The sequence below is a fragment of the Micromonospora sp. WMMA1949 genome, from assembly GCF_027460145.1.
Classification (GTDB): Bacteria; Actinomycetota; Actinomycetes; order Mycobacteriales; family Micromonosporaceae; genus Micromonospora.
On sequence record NZ_JAPZBG010000001.1, the window covers coordinates 5,308,495 to 5,328,518 of the forward strand.

General features: G+C 73.4%; 23 protein-coding genes and 1 riboswitch. Of the genes, 18 read left to right on the top strand and 5 right to left on the bottom strand.

Translation table 11 applies throughout. The features are described 5' to 3' along the window. Positions 1-25: 25 nt before the first annotated feature. The 15 genes from O7607_RS24715 (at position 26) to O7607_RS24785 (ending at position 12,899) form a co-directional block, all read left to right on the top strand. Positions 26-427: a TOBE domain-containing protein gene (locus tag O7607_RS24715; RefSeq protein ID WP_269705591.1), complete on the top strand. Its 402-nt coding sequence runs from the start codon at positions 26-28 to the stop codon at positions 425-427. Next, positions 424-1,206: a molybdate ABC transporter substrate-binding protein gene (gene modA, locus O7607_RS24720; protein WP_269705592.1), complete on the top strand. Its 783-nt coding sequence runs from the start codon at positions 424-426 to the stop codon at positions 1,204-1,206. Before O7607_RS24715 ends, modA begins: the two co-directional genes overlap by 4 nt. Further along, a complete protein-coding gene (locus tag O7607_RS24725) occupies positions 1,203-2,000 on the top strand; it encodes an ABC transporter permease (protein ID WP_269705593.1) in 798 nt (265 codons plus the stop codon). The genes modA and O7607_RS24725 overlap by 4 nt, the downstream gene beginning before the upstream one ends. Continuing rightward, positions 1,982-3,052: an ABC transporter ATP-binding protein gene (locus O7607_RS24730; RefSeq protein WP_269705594.1), complete on the top strand. Its 1,071-nt coding sequence runs from the start codon at positions 1,982-1,984 to the stop codon at positions 3,050-3,052. Before O7607_RS24725 ends, O7607_RS24730 begins: the two co-directional genes overlap by 19 nt. 95 nt (positions 3,053-3,147) lie before the next feature. Further along, the gene (locus O7607_RS24735; RefSeq protein WP_269705595.1) at positions 3,148-3,420 is read left to right on the top strand and encodes a hypothetical protein; all 273 of its coding nucleotides are present in this window, start codon (positions 3,148-3,150) and stop codon (positions 3,418-3,420) included. 49 nt (positions 3,421-3,469) lie between these two features. Further along, positions 3,470-4,489: a zinc-dependent alcohol dehydrogenase gene (locus O7607_RS24740; RefSeq protein WP_442929541.1), complete on the top strand. Its 1,020-nt coding sequence runs from the start codon at positions 3,470-3,472 to the stop codon at positions 4,487-4,489. Positions 4,490-4,491: 2 nt separating this feature from the next. Then, entirely contained in the window at positions 4,492-4,890 is a 399-nt protein-coding gene (locus tag O7607_RS24745) for a 6-pyruvoyl trahydropterin synthase family protein (RefSeq protein WP_269705597.1), read from the top strand. A gap of 4 nt (positions 4,891-4,894) precedes the next feature. Beyond that, on the top strand, positions 4,895-5,932 hold the full coding sequence (locus O7607_RS24750; protein WP_269705598.1) for a glycosyltransferase family 4 protein: 1,038 nt from the start codon (positions 4,895-4,897) through the stop codon (positions 5,930-5,932). Next, complete coding sequence (locus O7607_RS24755) at positions 5,929-6,738, top strand: class I SAM-dependent methyltransferase (RefSeq protein WP_269705599.1); 810 nt, start codon at positions 5,929-5,931, stop codon at positions 6,736-6,738. Before O7607_RS24750 ends, O7607_RS24755 begins: the two co-directional genes overlap by 4 nt. A gap of 117 nt (positions 6,739-6,855) precedes the next feature. Further along, positions 6,856-7,791, top strand: a complete 936-nt coding sequence (locus O7607_RS24760; protein WP_269707075.1) for a lysylphosphatidylglycerol synthase transmembrane domain-containing protein — start codon at positions 6,856-6,858, stop codon at positions 7,789-7,791. 69 nt (positions 7,792-7,860) lie between these two features. Beyond that, positions 7,861-8,490, top strand: a complete 630-nt coding sequence (locus O7607_RS24765; RefSeq protein WP_269705600.1) for a GTP cyclohydrolase II — start codon at positions 7,861-7,863, stop codon at positions 8,488-8,490. Continuing rightward, positions 8,487-9,176 carry a RibD family protein gene (locus O7607_RS24770; RefSeq protein WP_269705601.1) on the top strand — a complete coding sequence of 230 codons (690 nt, stop codon included), beginning with the start codon at positions 8,487-8,489 and terminating at the stop codon, positions 9,174-9,176. Before O7607_RS24765 ends, O7607_RS24770 begins: the two co-directional genes overlap by 4 nt. Positions 9,177-9,280: 104 nt before the next feature. Next, positions 9,281-10,960, top strand: a complete 1,680-nt coding sequence (locus O7607_RS24775; protein ID WP_269705602.1) for an extracellular solute-binding protein — start codon at positions 9,281-9,283, stop codon at positions 10,958-10,960. Next, the gene (locus O7607_RS24780; protein WP_269705603.1) at positions 10,957-11,982 is read left to right on the top strand and encodes an ABC transporter permease; all 1,026 of its coding nucleotides are present in this window, start codon (positions 10,957-10,959) and stop codon (positions 11,980-11,982) included. The genes O7607_RS24775 and O7607_RS24780 overlap by 4 nt, the downstream gene beginning before the upstream one ends. Continuing rightward, positions 11,979-12,899 carry a carbohydrate ABC transporter permease gene (locus tag O7607_RS24785; protein ID WP_262011844.1) on the top strand — a complete coding sequence of 307 codons (921 nt, stop codon included), beginning with the start codon at positions 11,979-11,981 and terminating at the stop codon, positions 12,897-12,899. Before O7607_RS24780 ends, O7607_RS24785 begins: the two co-directional genes overlap by 4 nt. 13 nt (positions 12,900-12,912) lie before the next feature. Here O7607_RS24785 and O7607_RS24790 read toward each other — a convergent pair whose 3' ends face one another. From O7607_RS24790 to O7607_RS24810, 5 genes are all read right to left on the bottom strand, one after another. Then, positions 12,913-13,653, bottom strand: coding sequence for an amino acid ABC transporter ATP-binding protein (locus O7607_RS24790; RefSeq protein ID WP_091417412.1), 741 nt, complete (start codon positions 13,651-13,653; stop codon positions 12,913-12,915). Further along, the gene (locus O7607_RS24795) at positions 13,650-14,426 is read right to left on the bottom strand and encodes an amino acid ABC transporter permease (protein WP_269705604.1); all 777 of its coding nucleotides are present in this window, start codon (positions 14,424-14,426) and stop codon (positions 13,650-13,652) included. The genes O7607_RS24790 and O7607_RS24795 overlap by 4 nt, the downstream gene beginning before the upstream one ends. 38 nt (positions 14,427-14,464) lie before the next feature. Beyond that, positions 14,465-15,319 carry an ABC transporter substrate-binding protein gene (locus tag O7607_RS24800; protein ID WP_269705606.1) on the bottom strand — a complete coding sequence of 285 codons (855 nt, stop codon included), beginning with the start codon at positions 15,317-15,319 and terminating at the stop codon, positions 14,465-14,467. A gap of 110 nt (positions 15,320-15,429) precedes the next feature. Further along, entirely contained in the window at positions 15,430-15,555 is a 126-nt protein-coding gene (locus O7607_RS24805; protein WP_013286752.1) for a hypothetical protein, read from the bottom strand. A 33-nt stretch (positions 15,556-15,588) separates the two neighbouring features. Beyond that, positions 15,589-15,699: riboswitch (SAM riboswitch) on the bottom strand. Positions 15,700-15,768: 69 nt separating this feature from the next. After that, the gene (locus O7607_RS24810) at positions 15,769-17,244 is read right to left on the bottom strand and encodes an NAD(P)/FAD-dependent oxidoreductase (protein WP_332367335.1); all 1,476 of its coding nucleotides are present in this window, start codon (positions 17,242-17,244) and stop codon (positions 15,769-15,771) included. 345 nt (positions 17,245-17,589) lie between these two features. Between O7607_RS24810 and O7607_RS24815 the strand changes: the two genes are divergently transcribed. The 3 genes from O7607_RS24815 (at position 17,590) to O7607_RS24825 (ending at position 19,995) form a co-directional block, all read left to right on the top strand. Further along, positions 17,590-18,942: a hypothetical protein gene (locus O7607_RS24815; RefSeq protein ID WP_269705609.1), complete on the top strand. Its 1,353-nt coding sequence runs from the start codon at positions 17,590-17,592 to the stop codon at positions 18,940-18,942. A 67-nt stretch (positions 18,943-19,009) separates the two neighbouring features. Continuing rightward, positions 19,010-19,462 (top strand): hypothetical protein, encoded by a 453-nt coding sequence (locus O7607_RS24820; RefSeq protein ID WP_269705610.1) that lies wholly within the window; start codon positions 19,010-19,012, stop codon positions 19,460-19,462. A gap of 80 nt (positions 19,463-19,542) precedes the next feature. Continuing rightward, positions 19,543-19,995, top strand: a complete 453-nt coding sequence (locus O7607_RS24825; protein ID WP_269705612.1) for a DUF4383 domain-containing protein — start codon at positions 19,543-19,545, stop codon at positions 19,993-19,995. Positions 19,996-20,024 lie beyond the last annotated feature (29 nt).

A 20,024-nucleotide genomic window follows, 5' to 3' on the forward strand; every position in this document is an offset into this window, starting at 1 on the left:
ACCTGCGGGCCGCTAGGGTGGGCGCGTGACGGTGTTCCGGATCGGCGAGGCGGCCGAGCTGCTCGGGGTCAGCGCGGACACGGTCCGCCGCTGGATCGACGCCGGCAAGCTGCCGGCCACCCGCGACGAGCACGGCCACCGGGTGCTCGACGGCGCCGACATCGCCGCGTTCGTCCGCGCCCCCGGCCACCCCGAGCTGTCCTCGGCCCGTAACCGGCTGCGCGGCATCGTCACCGCCGTCGTCAAGGACACCGTGATGGCCCAGGTGGACATCCAGGCCGGGCCGTTCCGGGTGGTGTCGCTGATGAGCCGCGAGGCCGTCGACGACCTCGACCTCCAGGTCGGCTCCGTCGCCGTCGCGGTGATCAAGTCGACCACCGTCGTGGTCGAGCGGGCCACCACCCCCAGGGGAAGGACCAGTCCGTGACCGTACGGTGGATCCGCGCCGCGCTCGCCGCCGCGCTGGTGACGACGCTCGGCCTGACCGGCTGCGGCGGTACCGACGAGCCGGCCGGGTCCGACGGCGCCGGCCCGGTGACCGTGTTCGCCGCCGCCTCGCTCACCGAGTCGTTCACCAAACTCGGCAAGGACTACGAGGCCGCGCACCCGGGCCGCACCGTCACGTTCAACTTCGGCGGCAGCTCCGGGCTCGCCACCCAGATCACCCAGGGCGCGCCCGCCGACGTGTTCGCGGCCGCCTCCCCGGCCACCATGAAGACGGTCACCGACGCCGGTGACGCCGCCGGCGAACCGGCCGTGCTGGTGCGCAACCAGCTCGTCGTCGCCGTACCCCCCGGCAACCCGGCCCGGGTCGGCGGCCTGGCCGACCTCGCCCGACCCGGCGTCAAGGTGGCGCTCTGCGCGGAGCAGGTGCCCTGCGGCGCCGCCGCGCGCACCGCGCTCGACGCCGCCGGTGTCCGGCTCACCCCCGCCACGCTCGAACGGGACGTCAAGGGCGCGCTGGCCAAGCTGCGCCTCGGCGAGGTCGACGCCGCGCTGGTCTACCGCACCGACGTCCGCGCCGTACCCGGGCTCGACGCGGTCGAGTTTCCCGAGTCGGCGCGCGCGGTGAACGACTACCCGATCGTGGTGCTGCGCGCCGCCGGCAACCCGGCCGGCGCCCGCGCCTTCGTCGACTTCGTCCGCTCCGACGCCGGGCTCGCCGTGCTCACCGCCGCCGGGTTCCAGGCGCCGCCCGGCGCATGAGCCGCGGCGTACGCCGGCAGCGGGTGCCGATCGCCCTGCTCGTGCCCGCCGGGCTGGGCCTGACCTTCCTCGTCCTGCCGCTCGCCGGTCTGCTGCTCCGGGCGCCCTGGACCACGCTGCCCCGGCGGCTGACCGAACCGGGTGTGCTCACCGCGCTGCGGCTGTCACTCGAGACCGCCACCGTCGCCACGCTGCTCTGCGTGGCGCTCGGCGTACCCCTGGCCTGGCTGCTGGCCCGCGTCGAGTTCCCCGGCCGGCGGCTGGTCCGGGCGCTGGTCACGGTGCCGCTGGTGCTGCCGCCGGTGGTCGGCGGCGTGGCGCTGCTGCTGGTCTTCGGCCGGCGCGGGCTGATCGGGTCGTGGCTGGACGAGACGTTCGGCGTGACGCTGCCGTTCACCACCGCCGGGGTGGTGCTGGCCGAGGCGTTCGTGGCGATGCCGTTCCTGGTCATCGCCGTCGAGGGCGCGTTACGCGGTGCCGACCCCCGGTACGAGGAGGCCGCCGCCACGCTCGGCGCCGGACGCTTCACCACCTTCACCCGGGTCACGCTGCCGCTGGTCGCCCCGGGCGTGGCGGCCGGTGCGGTGCTCTGCTGGGCCCGGGCCCTCGGCGAGTTCGGCGCCACCATCACGTTCGCCGGCAACTATCCCGGCCGCACCCAGACCATGCCGCTGGCGGTCTACCTGGCGCTGGAGACCGACCTGCAGGCCGCGATCGTGCTGAGCCTGATCCTGCTCACCGTCTCCGTGGTCATCCTCGCCGCGCTGCGCGACAAATGGGTCGGCAGCGCATGACAGCGCTGCTGGACGCGCACCTCGTCGCCGAGCGGGACGGCTTCACCCTCGACGTGCGGCTGCGTATCGCCGCCGGTGAGGTGGTGGCGCTGCTCGGCCCGAACGGCGCCGGCAAGACCACGGCGCTGCGGGTGCTCGCCGGGCTGCACCCGCTGGACGGCGGGCACCTCACGCTCGACGGCGCCGACCTGGACCGCCCGGACCGCCGGGTGTGGACGCCACCGGAACGGCGGCCGGTCGGCGTGGTGTTCCAGGACTACCTGCTGTTCCCGCACCTGAGCGCGCTGGACAACGTGGCGTTCGGGCCACGCCGCCGGGGCGCCGACAAGCGTGCCGCGCGCGCCCGGGCCCAGGAGTGGCTGGACCGGGTCGGCCTCGGCGACCAGGCCCGCCGGCGGCCGCGGCAGCTCTCCGGCGGGCAGGCGCAACGGGTCGCGCTGGCCCGCGCGCTCGCCGTCGACCCGGCGCTGCTGCTGCTCGACGAGCCGCTCGCCGCGCTCGACGCGCGGACCCGCCTGGACACCCGCGCCGAACTCCAGCGCCACCTCGGCGCGCATCCCGGTGCGACGCTGCTGGTCACCCACGACCCCCTCGACGCCCTGGTGCTCGCCGACCGACTGGTCATCGTGGAGCACGGCCGGGTCGTGCAGGAGGGCGACGCCACAGCCGTCACGGCCCGGCCGCGCACCGACTACGTGGCCCGGCTGGTCGGCCTCAACCTGCACCGCGGCCACGCCGACGGCCATGCCGTCACAGTTGGTGAGCTGACGCTCACCACCGCCGACGCGGTTGAGGGTGAGGCGTTCGTCGCGTACCCGCCTTCGGCTGTCGCGCTGCACCCGTCCCGGCCGGAGGGCAGCCCGCGCAACGTGTGGGCGGCCACCGTGAGCGGAGTGCAACGCCACGGCGACAACCTGCGCGTGCTACTGGCCGGGCCGGTCGAGGTCGCCGCCGACGTCACGCCCGCCGCCGCGGCCCATCTCGGACTGATCCCCGGCCGCCCGGTGTGGGCGGCGGTCAAGGGAGCCGAGACGCGCGCGTATCCGGCGTGACAAACACCGCTGGTCAGGGCATGTGCGCAGGTGAGAGGTTTGATCTGCGCTCAACCGGTCACTGGGACGGTAGCGACGACGCAAAGGGGGACACGGTGCCCGACACGATCCGCAACAGGTCCAGTCTGGACGCCGACCTGCCACGGGGAGTCACCGACCCGTTGCTCTGGCGGGCCGCGTACGACGTTGCCGTCGCCCACCGGCCCGACGAGTCCGGCCGGTGCGAGAGCCTGCTGTGTGACGGTCGGGTCGCGCCGTGTGACGCGCTGACCGCCGCCCACCGGGCCATGGAACTGGCCGGGGACCGGCACGCCGACCGGGCCGAGCCCGAGACCTGGCGTACGGAGCAGCGCCGGCGCGCCGCCTGAGCATCGGGTCGCGGGCGGTTCGAACCGTGGACGCCCCGCTTCCGTGTTTATGATCGACAACTCGGTCGGAATGCGGGGAAGAGGAGAGTTCGTGACGGTCGACGCCCACGCGTTCTGGCTCCGCGCCCCCGGCGAGGGCGAGATCCGGCCGGTCCGCCTCTCCCCACCCGGCCCGGGTGAGGTGCTGGTCCGCACCCGTTTCTCCGGCGTCAGCCGCGGCACCGAGACGCTGGTGTTCACCGGTCGCGTCCCGGCCGACCAGCACGACGCGATGCGCGCGCCGTTCCAGGAAGGCGACTTCCCGGCGCCGGTCAAGTACGGCTACCTCAGCGTCGGCACCGTCGAGGCCGGCGACGAGCGGCTGCTCGGTCGTACCGTCTTCTGCCTGTACCCGCACCAGAGCGCGTACGTGGTCCCGGCCGACGCCGTGACCGTCGTGCCGGACGCCGTGCCGGCGCAGCGCGCGGTGCTGGCCGGCACCGTGGAGACCGCGGTCAACGCGCTCTGGGACGCCGCGCCGCTGGTCGGCGACCGGGTCACGGTGATCGGCGGCGGGATGGTCGGCTGCGCGGTCACCGCGCTGCTGGCCCGCTTCCCCGGCGTACGCGTGGAACTGGTCGACGCCGACCCGGCCCGGGCCGAGGTGGCCGCCGCGCTCGGCGCCGACTTCGCCGTGCCCGCCGACGCGAGCGGCGAGCGTGACCTGGTGGTGCACGCCAGCGCCACCTCCGACGGACTGCAACGCGGCCTGGAGCTGCTGCGCCCGGAGGGCACCGTGCTGGAGCTGAGCTGGTACGGCGACCGGCCGGTCACGCTGGCGCTGGGCGGCGCGTTCCACTCCCGACGGCTGGGCATCCGCAGCAGCCAGGTCGGCACCGTGTCGCCCCGGCGGGCCGACCGCAGTTACGCCGACCGGCTCGCGCTGGCCCTGGACCTGCTGGCCGACCCGGCGTTCGAAGCGCTGCTCACCGGCCGGTCCCGTTTCGACGACCTGCCCGACGTGCTGGACCGGCTCGCCTCGGGCGAGCTGCCGGCGCTGTGTCATCTCATCACCTACGGCGAGGAGTGAACGTGTTCAGCGTGACCGTCCGGGACCACATGATGGTCGCCCACAGTTTCCGCGGCGAGGTGTTCGGTCCGGCGCAGCGGCTGCACGGGGCGACGTTCGTCGTCGACGCCACGTTCCGCCGCGCCGAGCTGGACGACGACGGCATCGTGGTCGACATCGGGCTGGCCACCGAGCAGCTCAAGACCGTGCTCGCCGAGCTGAACTACCGCAACCTGGACGACGAGCCGGCCTTCGCCGGGGTGAACACCACCACCGAGGTGCTGGCGCGGACGATCGCCGACCGGCTCGCCGACGCGGTGGCGGCCGGCCGGCTGGGGGAGGGCGCGCGGGGCCTGGCCGGGATCACCGTCACGCTGCACGAGTCGCACATCGCCTGGGCGAGCTACGAGCGGTCGCTCTGACCGGATGACAGTCGTCCACGTGGTGCTGCCGGGCGACATCGACGACCCGGCGAACCCCAGCGGCGGCAACGCCTACGACCGCCAGGTGTGCCGGGGGCTGGCCGCGCGTGGCTGGACGGTACGCGAGCACCAGGTGCCGGGCGGCTGGCCGCACCCGGGGGCACGGGAACGCGCCGACCTGGCCGGACTGCTCGGCGGGCTGCCCGACGGCGTGCCGGTGCTGCTCGACGGCCTGGTCGCCTCGACCGTCCCGGACGTGCTCGCCCCGCACGCGGCGCGGCTGCGCCTGGTGATCCTGGTGCACCTGCCGATCGAGGGCGAGACGGAGGCGCGGGCGCTGGCGGCGGCCGCCGCCGTGGTCGCCACGAGCGAGTGGACCCGGGACCGGCTGCTCGACCGCTACCGGCTGCGCCCGCAACGGGTGACTGTCGCCCCGCCCGGCGTCGACCCGGCGCCCGTCGCCTCCGGCACGCCCGGCGGGGGACGGCTGCTCTGCGTCGCCGCCGTCACCGCGGTCAAGGGCCACGACGTGCTCGTCGCCGCGCTCGCCGAGGTGGCGGACCTGGACTGGACGTGCGACTGGGTGGGACCGCCGGACCGGGATCGGGCGTTCGCCGACCGGCTGCGGGGACGGCTCGCCGCGACCGGTCTGGCCGGCCGGGTCCGGCTGACCGGGCCACGTACCGGTGCCGACCTGGCCGCCACGTACGCCGCCGCCGATCTGCTGGTTGCGCCCTCCCGGCGGGAGACGTACGGGATGGTGGTCACCGAGGCGCTGGCCCGGGGCGTACCGGTGCTGGCGAGCGACACCGGCGGCCTGCCGGACACGCTCGGGCACGCCCCCGGCGGCGACCGGCCCGGCCTGCTGGTGCCGCCGGGCGACCCGGGCGCGACCGCCGCGGCGCTGCGCCGCTGGCTCACCGACCCGGGCCTGCGGGACCGGCTGCGCCGCGCCGCCCGGCAGCGGCGGCACACCCTCACCGGCTGGCCGGTCACAGTGGACCGGCTGGCGACGGCGCTGAAGGAGGCGACAGCGGCATGACCACCTCACTCCCGCCCGGCTTCGCGGACTGGCTGCGACTGCGCGAACCCGCCGACGCGGCGGCCCGCAGCGCCGAGCTGGCCGACGCGGTCCGCGACCGGCTGCCCACCGGGCGGCCGATCGTCGTGCACGACCTGGGCAGCGGCACCGGCTCGATGGCCCGCTGGCTGGCCCCCCGGCTGCCCGGCCCGCAGCACTGGGTGCTGCACGAACGCGACGCGGACCTGCTGGCGCTGGCCCGGGCCGGACGGCTCACCGCCGCCGACGGCGCCGAGGTCACGGTGACCACCCGCGGCTCCGACGTCACCCGGCTGACCCCCGCCGACCTGGCCGACGCCCACCTGGTCACCGCGTCCGCGCTGCTGGACATGCTCACCGCCGACGAGGTGGAGCGGATGGTGGCGGCCTGCGCCTGCCACCCGACGCTGTTCGCGCTCACCGTGACCGGGCGGACCGAGTTCACCCCGCCGGACCCGCTGGACGCCGAGCTGACCGCCGCGTTCAACGCCCACCAGCGCCGCACCGTCGACGGCCGGAGGCTGCTCGGACCGGACGCGGTGGACGTCGCGGTGGCCGCGTTCCGCCGCCACGGCGTCGAGACGCTGGTGCGATCCACCCCCTGGCGGCTCGGGCCCGAGCAGGCCGAGCTGGCCGCCGAGTGGCTCACCGGCTGGGTCGACGCCGCCGTCGAGGAACGACCGCATCTGTCCGGGCCCGCCGGGACGTATCAGAAGTGGCGGCTCGCCGAGGCCGCCGCCGGCCGGCTCGGCGTGGTGCTGCACCACGCCGACCTGCTCGCCGGCTGAACCGTACCGGCTGCCGGCACGTGACAACCGGTGAGAGCCAGGGAGGACCGTTTGTCACACGTCGCCGTAGCCGGACCCGTACCCGCAGTCACGCCCGCGCCGCCGCGCCGGACCCGGGTGGGCCGCGCCTGGACGGGCCGTGCCTGGGTACGACCGCTGCTCGGGCTCGCGGTGCTCGCCGTGCTCGTCGCCTCGGTGGGCACCGGCCCGTTCCTGGCCGGGCTGCGGCTGATCGACGCGCCGGCGCTGGCCGCCGCGCTCGGCATCGGCGTCATCACCACCGTCTGCTGCGCCTGGCGCTGGTCGCTCGTCGCCGGCGGTCTGGGCGTACGGCTGCCGATGCGCGCCGCGGTGGCGCACTGCTACCGGGCGGTCTTCCTCAACTCGACGCTCCCCGGCGGCGTGCTCGGCGACGTGCACCGGGCGGTACGGCACGGCCGCGACGCCGGGGACGTCGCCCGCGGCGTCCGGGCGGTGGTGTGGGAGCGCACCGCCGGGCAGGTGGTGCAGGTGGTCATCGCGGTGGCGCTGCTGGCCGCGTTCCCGTCGCCGGTGCGCCGGTACCTGCCGGCGCTGGCGGCCGGGCTCGCCGTGATCGCGCTGGCGCTGGTGCTGGCCGCCCGCGCGGTGCCCCGCTCCGGGGCGTCCCGGTTCGCCCGGGCGGCCCGCACCGCGCTGACCGACGTGCGCTCCGGGGTGCTGGGCCGCCGGACCTGGGCCGGTGTGGTGATCGCCTCGACAGTGGTGTTCGCCGGTCACCTGGCCACGTTCGTGGTGGCCGCCCGCACGGCCGGCGCGGACGCCCCGTTGTCGCACCTGCTGCCGCTGACGCTGCTCGCGCTGCTGGCCATGGCGGTGCCGCTGAACGTGGGCGGGTTCGGGCCGCGCGAGGGGGTGGCCGCGTGGGCCTTCGCCTCGGCCGGGCTGACCGCCGCGCAGGGTGTGGCGACCGGCACTGTGTACGGCGCGCTGGTGCTGGTGGCCAGCCTGCCCGGCGCCGCGGTGCTGCTCGCACGGCGGCTGCCCCGGCGCGAGCCCGGCAACTGTCGGTGATCCCGCCTACGGTGGGGGAGCGAGGTGTGCGTCGCCGGGTCCGCCCGGCGACCGGACGACAGGAGAACCATGGACGAAACCCTGCCCACCGCGACGGTCCGGACCCGCGTGACGGTTCCGCTGCGGTTCCCCGACGGGTACGTGACCACGGCCCGCGTGCACACCTTCCACGGTCTCGTCGACGGTCGCGAGCACCTGGCGTTCGGGCTCGGTGAGCACGCCGACGCCGACCCGCCGCTGGTCCGCCCGCACTCCGAGTGCCTCACCGGGGACGTGTTCGGCAGTCAGCGCTGCGACTGCGGACCGCAGTTGCGCGAGGCGGTCGAGCGGATCGCCGAGTCGGGTGGCTACCTGCTCTACCTGCGGCAGGAGGGGCGTGGCATCGGCCTGTACGCCAAGCTCGACGCGTACGCCCTGCAGGACGGCGGCCTCGACACGTACGAGGCGAACCTGGCGCTCGGGCGCGGCGCGGACGAGCGCGACTACACGGTGGCCGCGCAGATGCTCGGCGCGCTGGGCGTGGACGAGGTGGCCCTGCTCAGCAACAACCCGGACAAGGCGGCCCAGCTCGAACGGCTGGGCGTGACGGTGGCCGACCGGGTGTCCACCGGCGTGCACCTGTCGCCGGCGAACGCCGGCTACCTGGCGGCCAAGGTGACCCGCGCCGACCACGCCCTCGACCTGCCGTTCGTGCCGTGACCACCCGTCCGTACGTGCTGCTCAGCTGCGCGATGTCGATCGACGGCTACATCGACGACGCGACCACCGATCGGCTGCTGCTGTCGAACGACGACGACCTGGACCGGGTGGACGCGATCCGGGCCGGGTGCGACGCGATCATGGTGGGCGCGGCCACTGTGCGCCGCGACGACCCCCGCCTGCTGGTGCGCAGCGAGCGCCGCCGCGCCGAGCGGGTGGCGCGCGGCCTGCCCCCGTCGCCGGTGAAGGTGACTGTCACCGGCAGCGGCGACCTCGATCCGGAGGCCCGGTTCTTCACCATGGGTGACGGGCTCAAGCTGGTGTACTGCCCGAGCGGGGTGGTGGACAAGGCCCGTGAGCAGGTCGGCGCCGTGTCGACTGTGGTCGACGCGGGGGATCCGGCCACCCCGGAGGCGGTGGTGGCCGACCTGGCCGGGCGCGGGGTGACGCGCCTGATGGTGGAGGGCGGCGGCTCGATGCACCGCCAGTTCCTCACGGCCGGCCTGGCCGACGAGTTGCACCTGGTGGTCGCGCCGTTCTTCGTGGGGGACGGGCGGGCGCCGCGCTTCGTCGGGGACGGCCGCTTCCCGTGGCACCCGGGCCGTCGGGCCCGGGTGGTCGAGGTACGCCAGATCGGCGACGTGGTCCTCACCCGCTACGCGCTGTCCGACCGCTGCCCGGCCTGACCCGTCCCGCCCGGTCCGCTCTTGTGCAAGCTCACGCTCGTGATTAGTTTGTTGACCATCCATACGAACTAATCCACTGCGCTTCCCTTCCCGAAGGGGGACCGATGACCGCGCACCACCCCGACCCGGGCTCCTCCCGCCGCCGCTTCCTCGGGCTGGTCGGCCTCGGCGTGGCCGCCACCACCACCGGCCCGCTGCTCGCCGGCTGCTCGGAAAAACCGGCCGGCTCCGGCGCCGCCCAGAACCTCGACGCCGTCTCCGGCCTGCTGCCCACCCGCAAGGACCTGCCCGGCGGCATCACGCCCGACATCACGGGTACGCGCCCGGTGCCCGACGGCTACACCCGCTACCCGGCGAATCTGATCGACGCCGTCACCGACAAGCCCGGCACCAGTGGTAAGCAGGTCACCGCCATGACCCCCGCCTGGGGCCCGGCGCCGCCCGGCGCCGCGCAGAGCGCCTACCTCCAGGCCGTGAACGCCGAGCTGGGCACGCCCGTCAACTTCACCATCCAGGACGGCAACACCTACGCCGACAAGCTCAACGCGATGCTCGGCGCGCGGGACGTACCGGACCTGCTGTGCGTACCGGGGTGGGAGGTGGAGAAGATCCCGCGCTTCGCCGAGGCGATCAAGGTGCTCTTCGAGGACCTGACCGACCACCTGAAGGGCGACGCCGCAGCCGCGTACCCGATGCTGGCGAGCTTCCCCACCGGGGCCTGGCGGCGGGCGGTGTGGAACGAGCGGATCATGTCCGTGCCCAACCCCACGGACGGGCCGTTCCCGTGGGCGCTGTTCACCCGCAAGGACGTGCTCGACGCCCGCGGCCTGGGCGTGCCGGCGAACCTGGACGACCTGCTCGCCGCGGCCAAGCAGGTCACCGACCCGGCGCGCAAGGTGTGGGCGTTCAACGACGTGTTCGCCATGATCCAGATGTTCCACAAGGTGCCGGGCCACAAGGGCGGATGGCGGGTCACGTCCGACGGCACGCCCGAGTTCAAGTACGAGACCCCGGAGTTCCGCCGCGCGCTTGAGGTCATGGCCAAGATCTACGCGGACGGCCTGGTCCACCCGGACATCGTGGCCAGCAAGGGCGCGGACGCCAAGCAGCTGTTCGCCAAGAACGGCGCGATCGTGTTCCTCCAGGACGGCGTCGGTTTCTGGCAGGGCGCCCAGGCCGAGCACCAGAAGACCAACCCCAAGCTGAACATCCAGCCGGTGCCGGTCTTCTCCGCCACCGGCGGCGACCCGCTGGTCTGGGGCGACGACGAGCCGATCTCCTACACGTTCGTCAAGAAGGGCCTCGGCAAGGACCGGGTCCAGGAGCTGCTGCGGATCATCAACTGGTGCTCCGCGCCGCTGGGCAGCCAGGAGGCGCAGCTGCGGGACTTCGGCGTCGCGGGCAAGCACCACACCCCGTCGCCGAACGGGCCGGTCAAGACCGACCTGGCGTTCAAGGAGATCGCCAACCAGTACTTCTTCATCAGCGGCCGCAACCCCACCATCGGGCCGTTCCCCGACACCCCGCGCTTCGTGCCGGACGTGCTCGCGTACTCCAACGAGATGGTCAAGCACATGGAGCCCAACCCGTGGGCCGGGGTGAAGCTGGAGATGCCCGCCGCCTACAAGGCCAACCAGGTGCCCACCGAGGACAAGTTCACCGACGTGCTGCGCGGCCGCCGACCGCTGAGCGACGTGGACGCCATCGTCAAGGAGTGGAAGGCCGCCGGCGGCGAGGAGGCCCGGAAGCTGCTCGCCGACGCGCTGCCCAAGGCGGGCCGATGAGCGAGCCGGCCGTCCTGGCCGGGCCCGAACAGGCCCGGCCGGACGCGCCGGCCCCACCGGGCCGCCCGCCCCGCCGTCGCCCGTCCCGCCGCCGGGTGCCGCTGCGCACCCGGCTGTGCCGGGACTGGCAACTGCTCGCCATGGTGGCGCCCGGCTTCGGAATCCTGCTGATCTTCAGCTACCTGCCGATCGCCGGCAACGTGATCGCGTTCCAGGACTACAACCCCTACCTCGGCGACAACCCCTGGCAGGCGTTCCTGCACAGCGACTGGATCGGCTTCGGGCAGTTCCAGCTGCTGTTCTCCGACCCGGCGTTCTGGGACGCGTTCCGCAACACGCTGGCGATCACCGCGTTCCAGCTCGTGTTCTTCTTCCCGCTGCCGATCCTGCTGGCCATCGCGCTGCACAACCTGCTGTCCAGCCGGCTGCGCGGACTGATCCAGACGATCGTCTACCTGCCGCACTTCTTCAGCTGGGTGCTGGTGGTCACGTTCTTCGTCGCGATGCTCGGCGGCGCCGGGCTGCTCGCCCAGAGCATGCGCGAGGCCGGGATGCAGCCGTGGAACGTGATGACCAACCCGGACACGTTCATCGTGCTGGTCACCGTCGAGGCGGTGTGGAAGGACGTCGGCTGGGGCACCATCGTCTTCCTCGCCGCGCTGTCCACCATCGACCAGAACCTCTACGAGGCCGCCGCCGCCGACGGCGCCGGCCGATGGCGGCGACTGTGGCACATCACGCTGCCCGGCCTGCGCCCGGTGATCGTGCTGCTGCTCATCCTGCGCCTGGGCGACGCGCTGTCGGTCGGCTTCGAGCAGTTCCTGCTGCAACGCGACGCCGTCGGCCGGCAGGCCGCCGAGGTGCTCGACACCTTCGTCTACCACTTCTCCATCGCCACCGGGAACTACGGCTACGGCGCGGCGGCCGGACTGTTCAAGGCCGTCATCGGGCTGGTCCTCATCCTGGCCGCCAACCGGGTGGCGCACATGCTCGGCGAACGAGGGATCTACTCGAAGTCATGACCACGCTCATCCGCCGGGCCGCCGGCGACCGATCCCGCCGGCCGGTGTGGCAGGAACCGCCCACCCCGGTCGGGCAGGGACTCAAGGCCGTCCTGCTCACCGTGCTGGTGGCGGGTGTGCTCTTCCCGCTCTGGGTGATCCTGGTGACCAGCCTCTCCTCCCGGGAGACCATCGCCCGGGCCGGCGGGCTGGTGGTCGTGCCCCGGGGCATCGACACCTCCGCGTACGAGACGATCTTCGCCGGTGGCGCTGTCACCCGGGCGCTGTGGATCAGCACGCTGGTCACCGTCTTCGGCACCGCCATCGCGCTGACGGTCACCGTGCTCGCCGCGTACGGGCTGTCCCGCCCCGGCTCGCTGGGACACCGCTGGCTGCTGGCGTACTTCCTGATCCCGTTCCTGGTCTACCCGCCGCTCGTGCCGCGCTACCTGGTGGTCACCGGGCTGGGGCTGAAGGACACCATCTGGGCGCTGGTCCTGCCGCCGGCGATCAGCGTGTTCAACCTGGTCGTGGTGCGCGGGTTCTTCCAGGGCATCCCGTCGGAACTGCTGGACAGCGCCCGCATCGACGGCGCGAGCGACTTCCGGACGCTCGCGCGCATCGTGCTGCCGCTGTCCCGCGCGGTCATCGCGGTGGTCGGCCTGTTCTACGCGGTCAGCTACTGGAACGTCTGGTTCGACGCGCTGCTGTTCATCGACCGCAACGACATGTACCCGATCCAGCGGGTGCTGCAGAGCTACCTGCTGGCCGGGCAGGCCCCGCACACCTCCGGCGGCAGCAGCGGGGTGACCATGCCGCCGACCGAGGCGGTCAAGATGGCGGTGGTGGTGCTGACCGTCGCGCCGATCGTCGCTGTCTACCCGTTCATCCAGCGGCACTTCGTCAAGGGCGTGCTGATCGGTGCGGTGAAGGGCTGAGGCCGCAGGTCTGTCAGAGCACCTGGGACAGGAAGCGCCGCAACCGAGGATGCTCGGGTGCCTCGAACACCGCCTCCGGTGGCCCGGCCTCCAGCACCACGCCCGCGTCCATGAACGCCACCGTGTCGGCGACGCTGCGCGCGAACCCCATCTCGTGGGTGACCACGACCATCGTCATCCCGGCGGCGGCCAGGTCCGCCATCACCGCGAGCACCCCCTTGACCAGCTCCGGGTCCAGCGCGCTGGTCGCCTCGTCGAACAGCATCACCTGCGGGCGCAGCGCGAGCGCCCGCGCGATGGCGACGCGCTGCTGCTGGCCGCCGGAGAGCTGCGCCGGCCGCGCGTCCGCCTTGCCGGCCAGGCCCACCAGGTCGAGCTGGGCGCGGGCCAGCGCCACCGCCTCGTCCTCGCCGAGCTTCTTGAGCTTGCGCAGCGCCAGCGTGATGTTGCGCAGCACGCTCAGGTGCGGGAACAGGTTGAACTGCTGGAACACCATGCCGATGCGCTGACGCAGTGCGTCCGGGTCGTCGCGCAGCACGCTGCGCCCGTCCAGCAGCACGTCGCCCCGGTCCGGCTCGATCAGCCGGTTGATGGTGCGCAGCAGCGTCGACTTGCCGGAGCCGGACGGGCCGATGACGCAGGCCGCCCGGCCCCGGGCCACGTCCAGGTCCGCGCCGCGCAGTACCCGGTGCGCGCCGAAGGCCAGGTGCACGTCGCGGACGGCCAGGCTGACCGAGGTCGTGGTGGTGGTCATCGCGGGTCCTTTCCGGACGGCGTGAGGTCGATCGGCTCGGCATCCGGCTCCGGCTCGGGCGGCGCGGCCGGGCGGCCCTGCCGCAGGCGCCGGTCCAGCCAGTTCACCGCGTGGGTCAGCGGCACGGTCAGCAACAGGTAGAACAACCCGGCCAGCAGCAGCGCGGACTGGTTACCGGTGTTGGCCGCGTAGTCCTGCCCGATCCGGAACAGCTCCCGCTGGCTGGCCAGCAGGCCGAGGAAGTAGACCAGGCTGGAGTCCTTGATCAGCGCGATGAGCTGGTTGACCCAGGCGGGCAGCACCCGGCGTACGCCCTGCGGGATGATCACCAGGCGCATCGCCTCACCCCAGGAGAAGCCGAGCGCCCGCGCACCCTCCAGCTGGGCGGCCTCCACACTCAGGATGCCGGCCCGGAAGATCTCACCGAGGTAGGCGGCGGCGATCAGCGACAGCGCCAGCACGCCCAGCGGGTACGGGTTCGGGCCCCACACCTGCATGCCGAGCGGTGCCAGGCCCACGCCGATCAGGAGGATGGTCGCCGCGGCCGGCAGGCCACGGAACACGTCGGTGTAGACCCGCGCCGGCCACCGCAACCATCGGGTACGCGAGATGCCGGCGACGGCCAGCAGCATGCCCAGCACCGAGCCGAGCAGGGCGGCGGAGACCGCCAGGGTGAGCGTGTTGGGCAGCCCGACGGTGAGCATCTCGGGCAGCGCCTCGCGCATCGAGTCCCAGTCGAAGAACGTCTCCCACAGCGTGCTCAGTGGATCCATGTCCGCTCCGTCCGCCCCGCTCGTGCTCGGTTACCGGTTCAGGAAGCCGCCGACGGCGACGGCACGGCCACCGAGCCGCTGCCCGGCTTGAAGTCGGCCGGGATCGGCCGCCCCGGGTAGTACTCGGCCTGCAGACGGCTCCACGTGCCGTCGGCGATCACCTCGTCCAGGCCCTTGTTCAGCGCCTCGCGCAGCTTGTCGTCGCCCTTCGCCACCGCGTACGCGGTCGGGGTGGGGCTGAGCTGCTTCGCCGCGACCTTGATCTTGCCGTTGCTGTCGGCGGCGGACTTGTCGCCGATCTCGGCCGGGGCGATCCAGGCGTCGGCCGTGCCGGCCTTGAGCTGGTTGATCGCGCTGTTGTAGTCCGGCACCCGCACCGGGTCGAGGTTCTGCTTGGTGGCGTAGTCGTCCTGCACGGTGCCCTGGACGACCACCACCCGCTTGCCGGCGAGCTGGTCGAAACCGGTGATCGAGGAGCCGGCCGGCACGTCCAGGCCGAAGTAGCCGAAGTCGTAGCCGTTGCCGAAGTCCACAGTCTTCTTCCGCGCCTCGGTGATCGTGATCGAGGAGCTGCCCACGTCGAACTTGCCGCTGTTGACCTGGGCGAGCAGGCCGGAGAAGTCGGTGCCGACGAACTCCACCTTCAGGCCGATCTTGCCGGCCACGGCACGCAGCAGCTCGTTGTCGAAGCCGGTGAACTTGCCGTCCTTGAGGAACACGTTCGGCGGGGCGTCGGTGAGCGTGCCGGCGCGGATCACGCCAGGCTGGAGCAGGCCGTACGGATTGTCGGCCGCGTCGGTCTCGTCGCTGCCGCAGGCGGTGAGCGCGGTGACGGCGAGCAGGGCGGCCGCGCCGACGGCGGCGGCACGGGTCAGGACGGTACGGAAACGCACGATGTCTCTCCAGAGTGGATGGACGCGCGGAGGTGCGCGTCGACGCCGGCCCGCCGGGCAGACGGCCGGGCCGGAGAAGGGTGGATCGGGGAAAAGGAGGTGGCGTTCGCTCAGCGCGCGAGGCGACAGGCGTCGCTGCACACCCGCATCAGGTCGACGTGGCGGCGCTTGACCAGCGCGAAGCGGGCCGGGTACGCGGCGACGTCGCCGGAGGGGGTGGAGGGTGGTGCGGACATCGGTCTCCCTGGTCTGTTGCTGACCTGGGTGCCAGGCCACGCTTGCACCGGCGGCTGCCGGTGCCTGGTCTTCACCCGGGGCACCCCACCGCGGAGGAGGGTTGCCGGCCAGCGAGCCGGGGCTTCGCGCTGGCGCTCATGACCTGCCCAGAAGGCTAGCAGCACCGCCGTGGCGGTCGTCCAGCGGTTATGACCACCCTCACGCGCGGCGCCTTACCGACGGGCCGGGACGACCGGCGCGTCGCGGCCGGTGCCGTGCCGTGACGGGCTGTGCTGCTCGTGGTAGTCCTGTTCGACGTTGACGGTCCAGACGTCGTGCTCCGCGCCGTGCGCGATGTTCTCCGCGGTCAGCATCGCCGTCAGCATGGAGTGGTCGGCGTTGTTGTACCGGTGCATGCCGTTGCGCCCGACCGGGTGCACGTTCGGCACGTTCGCGGCCAGCCAGCCCCGGATCACGTCGACGTTGTGCTGGTACCGCTCGTCGTAGACCGGGTACGCCTTCGGCATCCGGACCACGTAGCCCGCCTCCACACACCCGGGCTTGACCAGGCCCAGCCGCTCCAGCTCGGCGGTGGCGAACGCGATCAGCTCGGCGTCCGGCGTCCGCCACATCTCGTCGCCCTCGAACACGAAGTACTCCAGCCCCAGGCAGGTCCGCCCGTCCTTGACCAGGTACGGCGACCACGAGCCGAAGTTCTGGATCCGGCCCACCCGGGCTGCCGGGTCGTGCACGTAGATCCAGTTGTCCGGGAACGAGAACTCCTCCGGCACCACGAGCGCCACGGTCAGGAAGTCCCGGTACCGCAGGTCGTCGGCGGCGGCCCGCACCTCCGGCGGCGCCTCCGGGCGCATGGCCCGCACCAGCGCGGAGATCGGCATCGAGGAGATCACGTGCGCGGCCCGCTCGGTCCACTCCCCGCCCGCGTCGGCCACCGTCACGGCGGTGGCCCGCCGCGCGGCCGGATCCCGGTGCACCTCGGTCACCCACGTGCCGGTGCGTACCGTGCCGCCCCGCTTGGCGACCTCCTCGGCGCAGCGCTCCCACATCATCCCCGGGCCGTGCTTCGGGTACTGGAACTCCTCGATCAGGCTGGTCACGTCCGTACGGTTGCGCCGGGGCAGCAACGCATTCCGCATCGCCGTCGCCAGCGACAGGTTCTTGATCCGCTGGGCGGCCCAGCCGGCCTGCAACCGGTCCGCTGGCATGCCCCAGACCTTCTCCGTGTACGTCTTGAAGAAGATCGAGTAGAGCCGCCAGCCGAACCGCGCCGACACCCACCCCTCGAAGTGCGACTGGTCCTTCGGCGGGCGCAACCGGGCCCGGCCGTACGAGCCCAGACAGCGCACCGCCTCCAGCACCCCGAGGTTGCGCAGCGCGTTGCCGGCGCTCAGCGGGTAGTCGAACAGCGCGCCCCGGTAGTAGATCCGGCTCATCCGCGGCCGGAGCAGGAAGTCCTCGTCCGGCAGGATCTCGTGCCAGAAGTCCTCGACCCGGGCCACCTTCGTGAAGAAGCGGTGCCCCCCGATGTCGAAGCGCCAGCCGTCGCGCTCCACCGTCCGGCTGATCCCGCCCACCACGTCGTCGGCCTCGTAGACCCGGGCCGGCTCGCCGTGCCGCAGCAGCTCGTACGCGGCGGTCAGCCCGGCCGGCCCCGCCCCGATGACCACGGTCCCGTCGCCGTCACCCATGCCGTCCGCGCCCCCCGCCATCAGCCTCACGATGCGGCGCCGCGCTTACCCGCCCAGCCGACAACCTCACCTGCCCGCCCTGGGCTCGCCCTCGCCCGCCCACCCCGCCCTCGCCCGCCCACCCCGCCCTCGCCCGCCCACCCCGCCCTCGCCCGGCCCGGCTCGCCCCGTCGATCATGAAGTTGACGGCGTTCGGTGTCCGATTCGTCACCGCCAAGTTCATGATCGACAGGGCGGGGCCGGGGCCGGGGCGGAGCCAGACGGGTGTGGGCGGGGCCGGACGGGGAATGCGGGCCGGGTTTTCCGGCCGGGCACGTCGGCCAGGGGCCGACCGGTGGGAGCGCGATGGTGGAGGAGCGGCGGGTCGAACCCGGCGGCGCGGCCGAACCCAACCGCGCGGCCGAACCCAACCGCGCGGCCGAACCCAACCGCGTGGTCGAGCCCGACCTCGCGGCGGAACGCGACCGCGCGGCCGGACCTTCCGGCGGGGCGCGGTCCGGGCGTACCCGATGGTGGTCGCGCAGGGCTCCGGTCGTCCGGCGACTGCCCGAGCCGTGGGGATTCGTGCTCGCCGTCTTCGCCGGCTCGAAGCTCGTGCTCAGCCTGCTCGGCGTACTGGTGCTCGCCGCGTGGGACGGCGTGCCGGGGGCGCCGCCGCCCGACGAGACCGGGATGCGGGCCCAGCAGGACGCGATCTCGTCGCACCGCTGGTTCTCGCTCTGGTTCGCCTGGGACTCGTTCCTCTATGAGCACCTGGCCCGGCTGCCGCTGGACCGGCCGTGGCCGGACTTCGGCTTCCCGCTGCTCTACCCGTTCCTGGCCCGGCCGCTCGCGCCGCTGCTCGGCGGGCACACCGCATGGGCGCTGCTGCTCGTGAGCAACGTGGCGCTGGTGTTCCAGCTCTACTACGCGTACCGGCTGGGGGGCCGGCTGCTCGGCGGCGCGGGACCGGACGACGGCCGGCGGGCGGTCCGGTACCTGCTGCTCCTGCCGACGGCGTTCCTCTTCCAGGCGGCGCTCACCGAGTCGCTGTTCGTCTGCCTCGCGCTCGCCGCCTTCTGGTACGCCGAGCGCGGCCGCTGGCTGCTCGTCGGCGTGGTCGGCTACTTCCTGGCGATGAGTCGCTCAGTCGGCTTCCTCGTGGTGGTGCCGCTGGCGCTGGTGCTGCTGCGCGAGCACGGCTGGCGGGCGGGACCCCGCCGGTGGCCGCGCCTGCTGCGGAAGGGCTGGCCGTTGGTGCTGGTCCCGGCGGGCTGGCTGACGTTCATGGCGTTCTGCCGCTGGCAGAGCGGGGACTGGTTCGCCTACCAGCACACGCAGGAGACCGGCTGGGGGATCCGGCTGCAGAACCCGCTCGCGACGGTCGCGTCTGCGCTGTTCGGCGGCAACTCGGTCGACGCCCTGCGGGTCTGGATCGCGGTGGCGATGCTGGCGGTGGCGGTCGTCGGGCTGCGCCGGCGGGCCGACTGGCCGTACCTGATCTACACGATCGTCGTGGTGCTCGTGCCGCTGTCGATGGGGCCGCCGGTGTACAAGAGCCTCCTGCGCTACCTGCTCGCCGCCTTCCCGGTGGCGTTCGTGCTGGCCCGGTGGGCGCGGCGGCCCGGTCGCGACGGCTGGCTCACCGCCGCGCTGGCGCTGCTGCAGGGCGCGTTGTTCGCGGTGTGGCTCACCTACTGGACCCACCTGATCATCTGACCGCTGCCGCTGCCGCTGCCGCTGCGGCCGTCCGGCGGGACGGCCGGGCGGGCCGCAGAATGGGCGGATGACCGACCGGCGGGTGACAGTCGACGACCTCGGTGCGTGGTTGATCAAGGGGAACGCGGACGCGGTGGACCTGACGGCCCGCTTCTCCGCCGACCCGCGCGTCACCGGCTGGTGCGTCCGCCCGGGTTACCGGGTACGGCTGATGCGCGCCGGCCAGCCGGTCGTGTTCTGGGCCAGCGGCAGCCGGGGCCGGGCGCCGTACGGCGTCTGGGGCGTCGGCCGGATCGCCGCTGCTCCCGAGCCCGGGGCACCGGGGGAGGCGTGGACCGCGCCGCTGGACCTGACGATCCTGGACGAGCCGCTGCGGATACGCCGCGAGGTGCTGCGCGCCGACCCGCGGCTGGCCGGCGCGGAGGTGCTCCGGCAGCCGCAGGCGGCGAACCCGTCCTACCTGACCGTGGCGCAGTTCGAGGCGCTGCGCGGATACCTGCCCGCCCGGCTGAGCCGCTGATCTCGATCCGGGGATCCAGACGGATTCCGCTCGCCGGCCGCCGTCGACGCGGAAGACTTTCGCCAACGGAGGTGTCAGTCATGGCCGGTTCATCCCGGGTCTCCCGCACGGCGCACGCGTCCCCGGTACGCCGGGCCGCCCTGGTGGTCGGCATCGTCTTCCTGGTGGTGGGTGTGCTGGGGTTCATCCCCGGCATCACCACGAACTACGACACGATGATGTTCGCCGGGCACGAGTCCCGGGCGAAGCTGCTGGGCCTTTTCCAGGTGTCGGTCCTGCACAACATCGTGCACCTGCTCTTCGGCGTGGCCGGGCTGGCGCTGTCCCGGACGGTCTCCGGCGCCCGCGCGTACCTGATCGGCGGCGGCGCCATCTACCTGGTGCTCTGGCTCTACGGCCTGGTGATCGACCACGACAGCGGCGCCAACTTCGTACCGCTCAACGGCGCCGACAACTGGCTGCACCTGTTCCTGGGCGTCGGCATGATCGCCCTCGGGGTGGCGCTCACCCGCCGCCCGGCGCGCCGCGCCTGACTGGTCCGTCCGGCGGACCGCGCCTGACG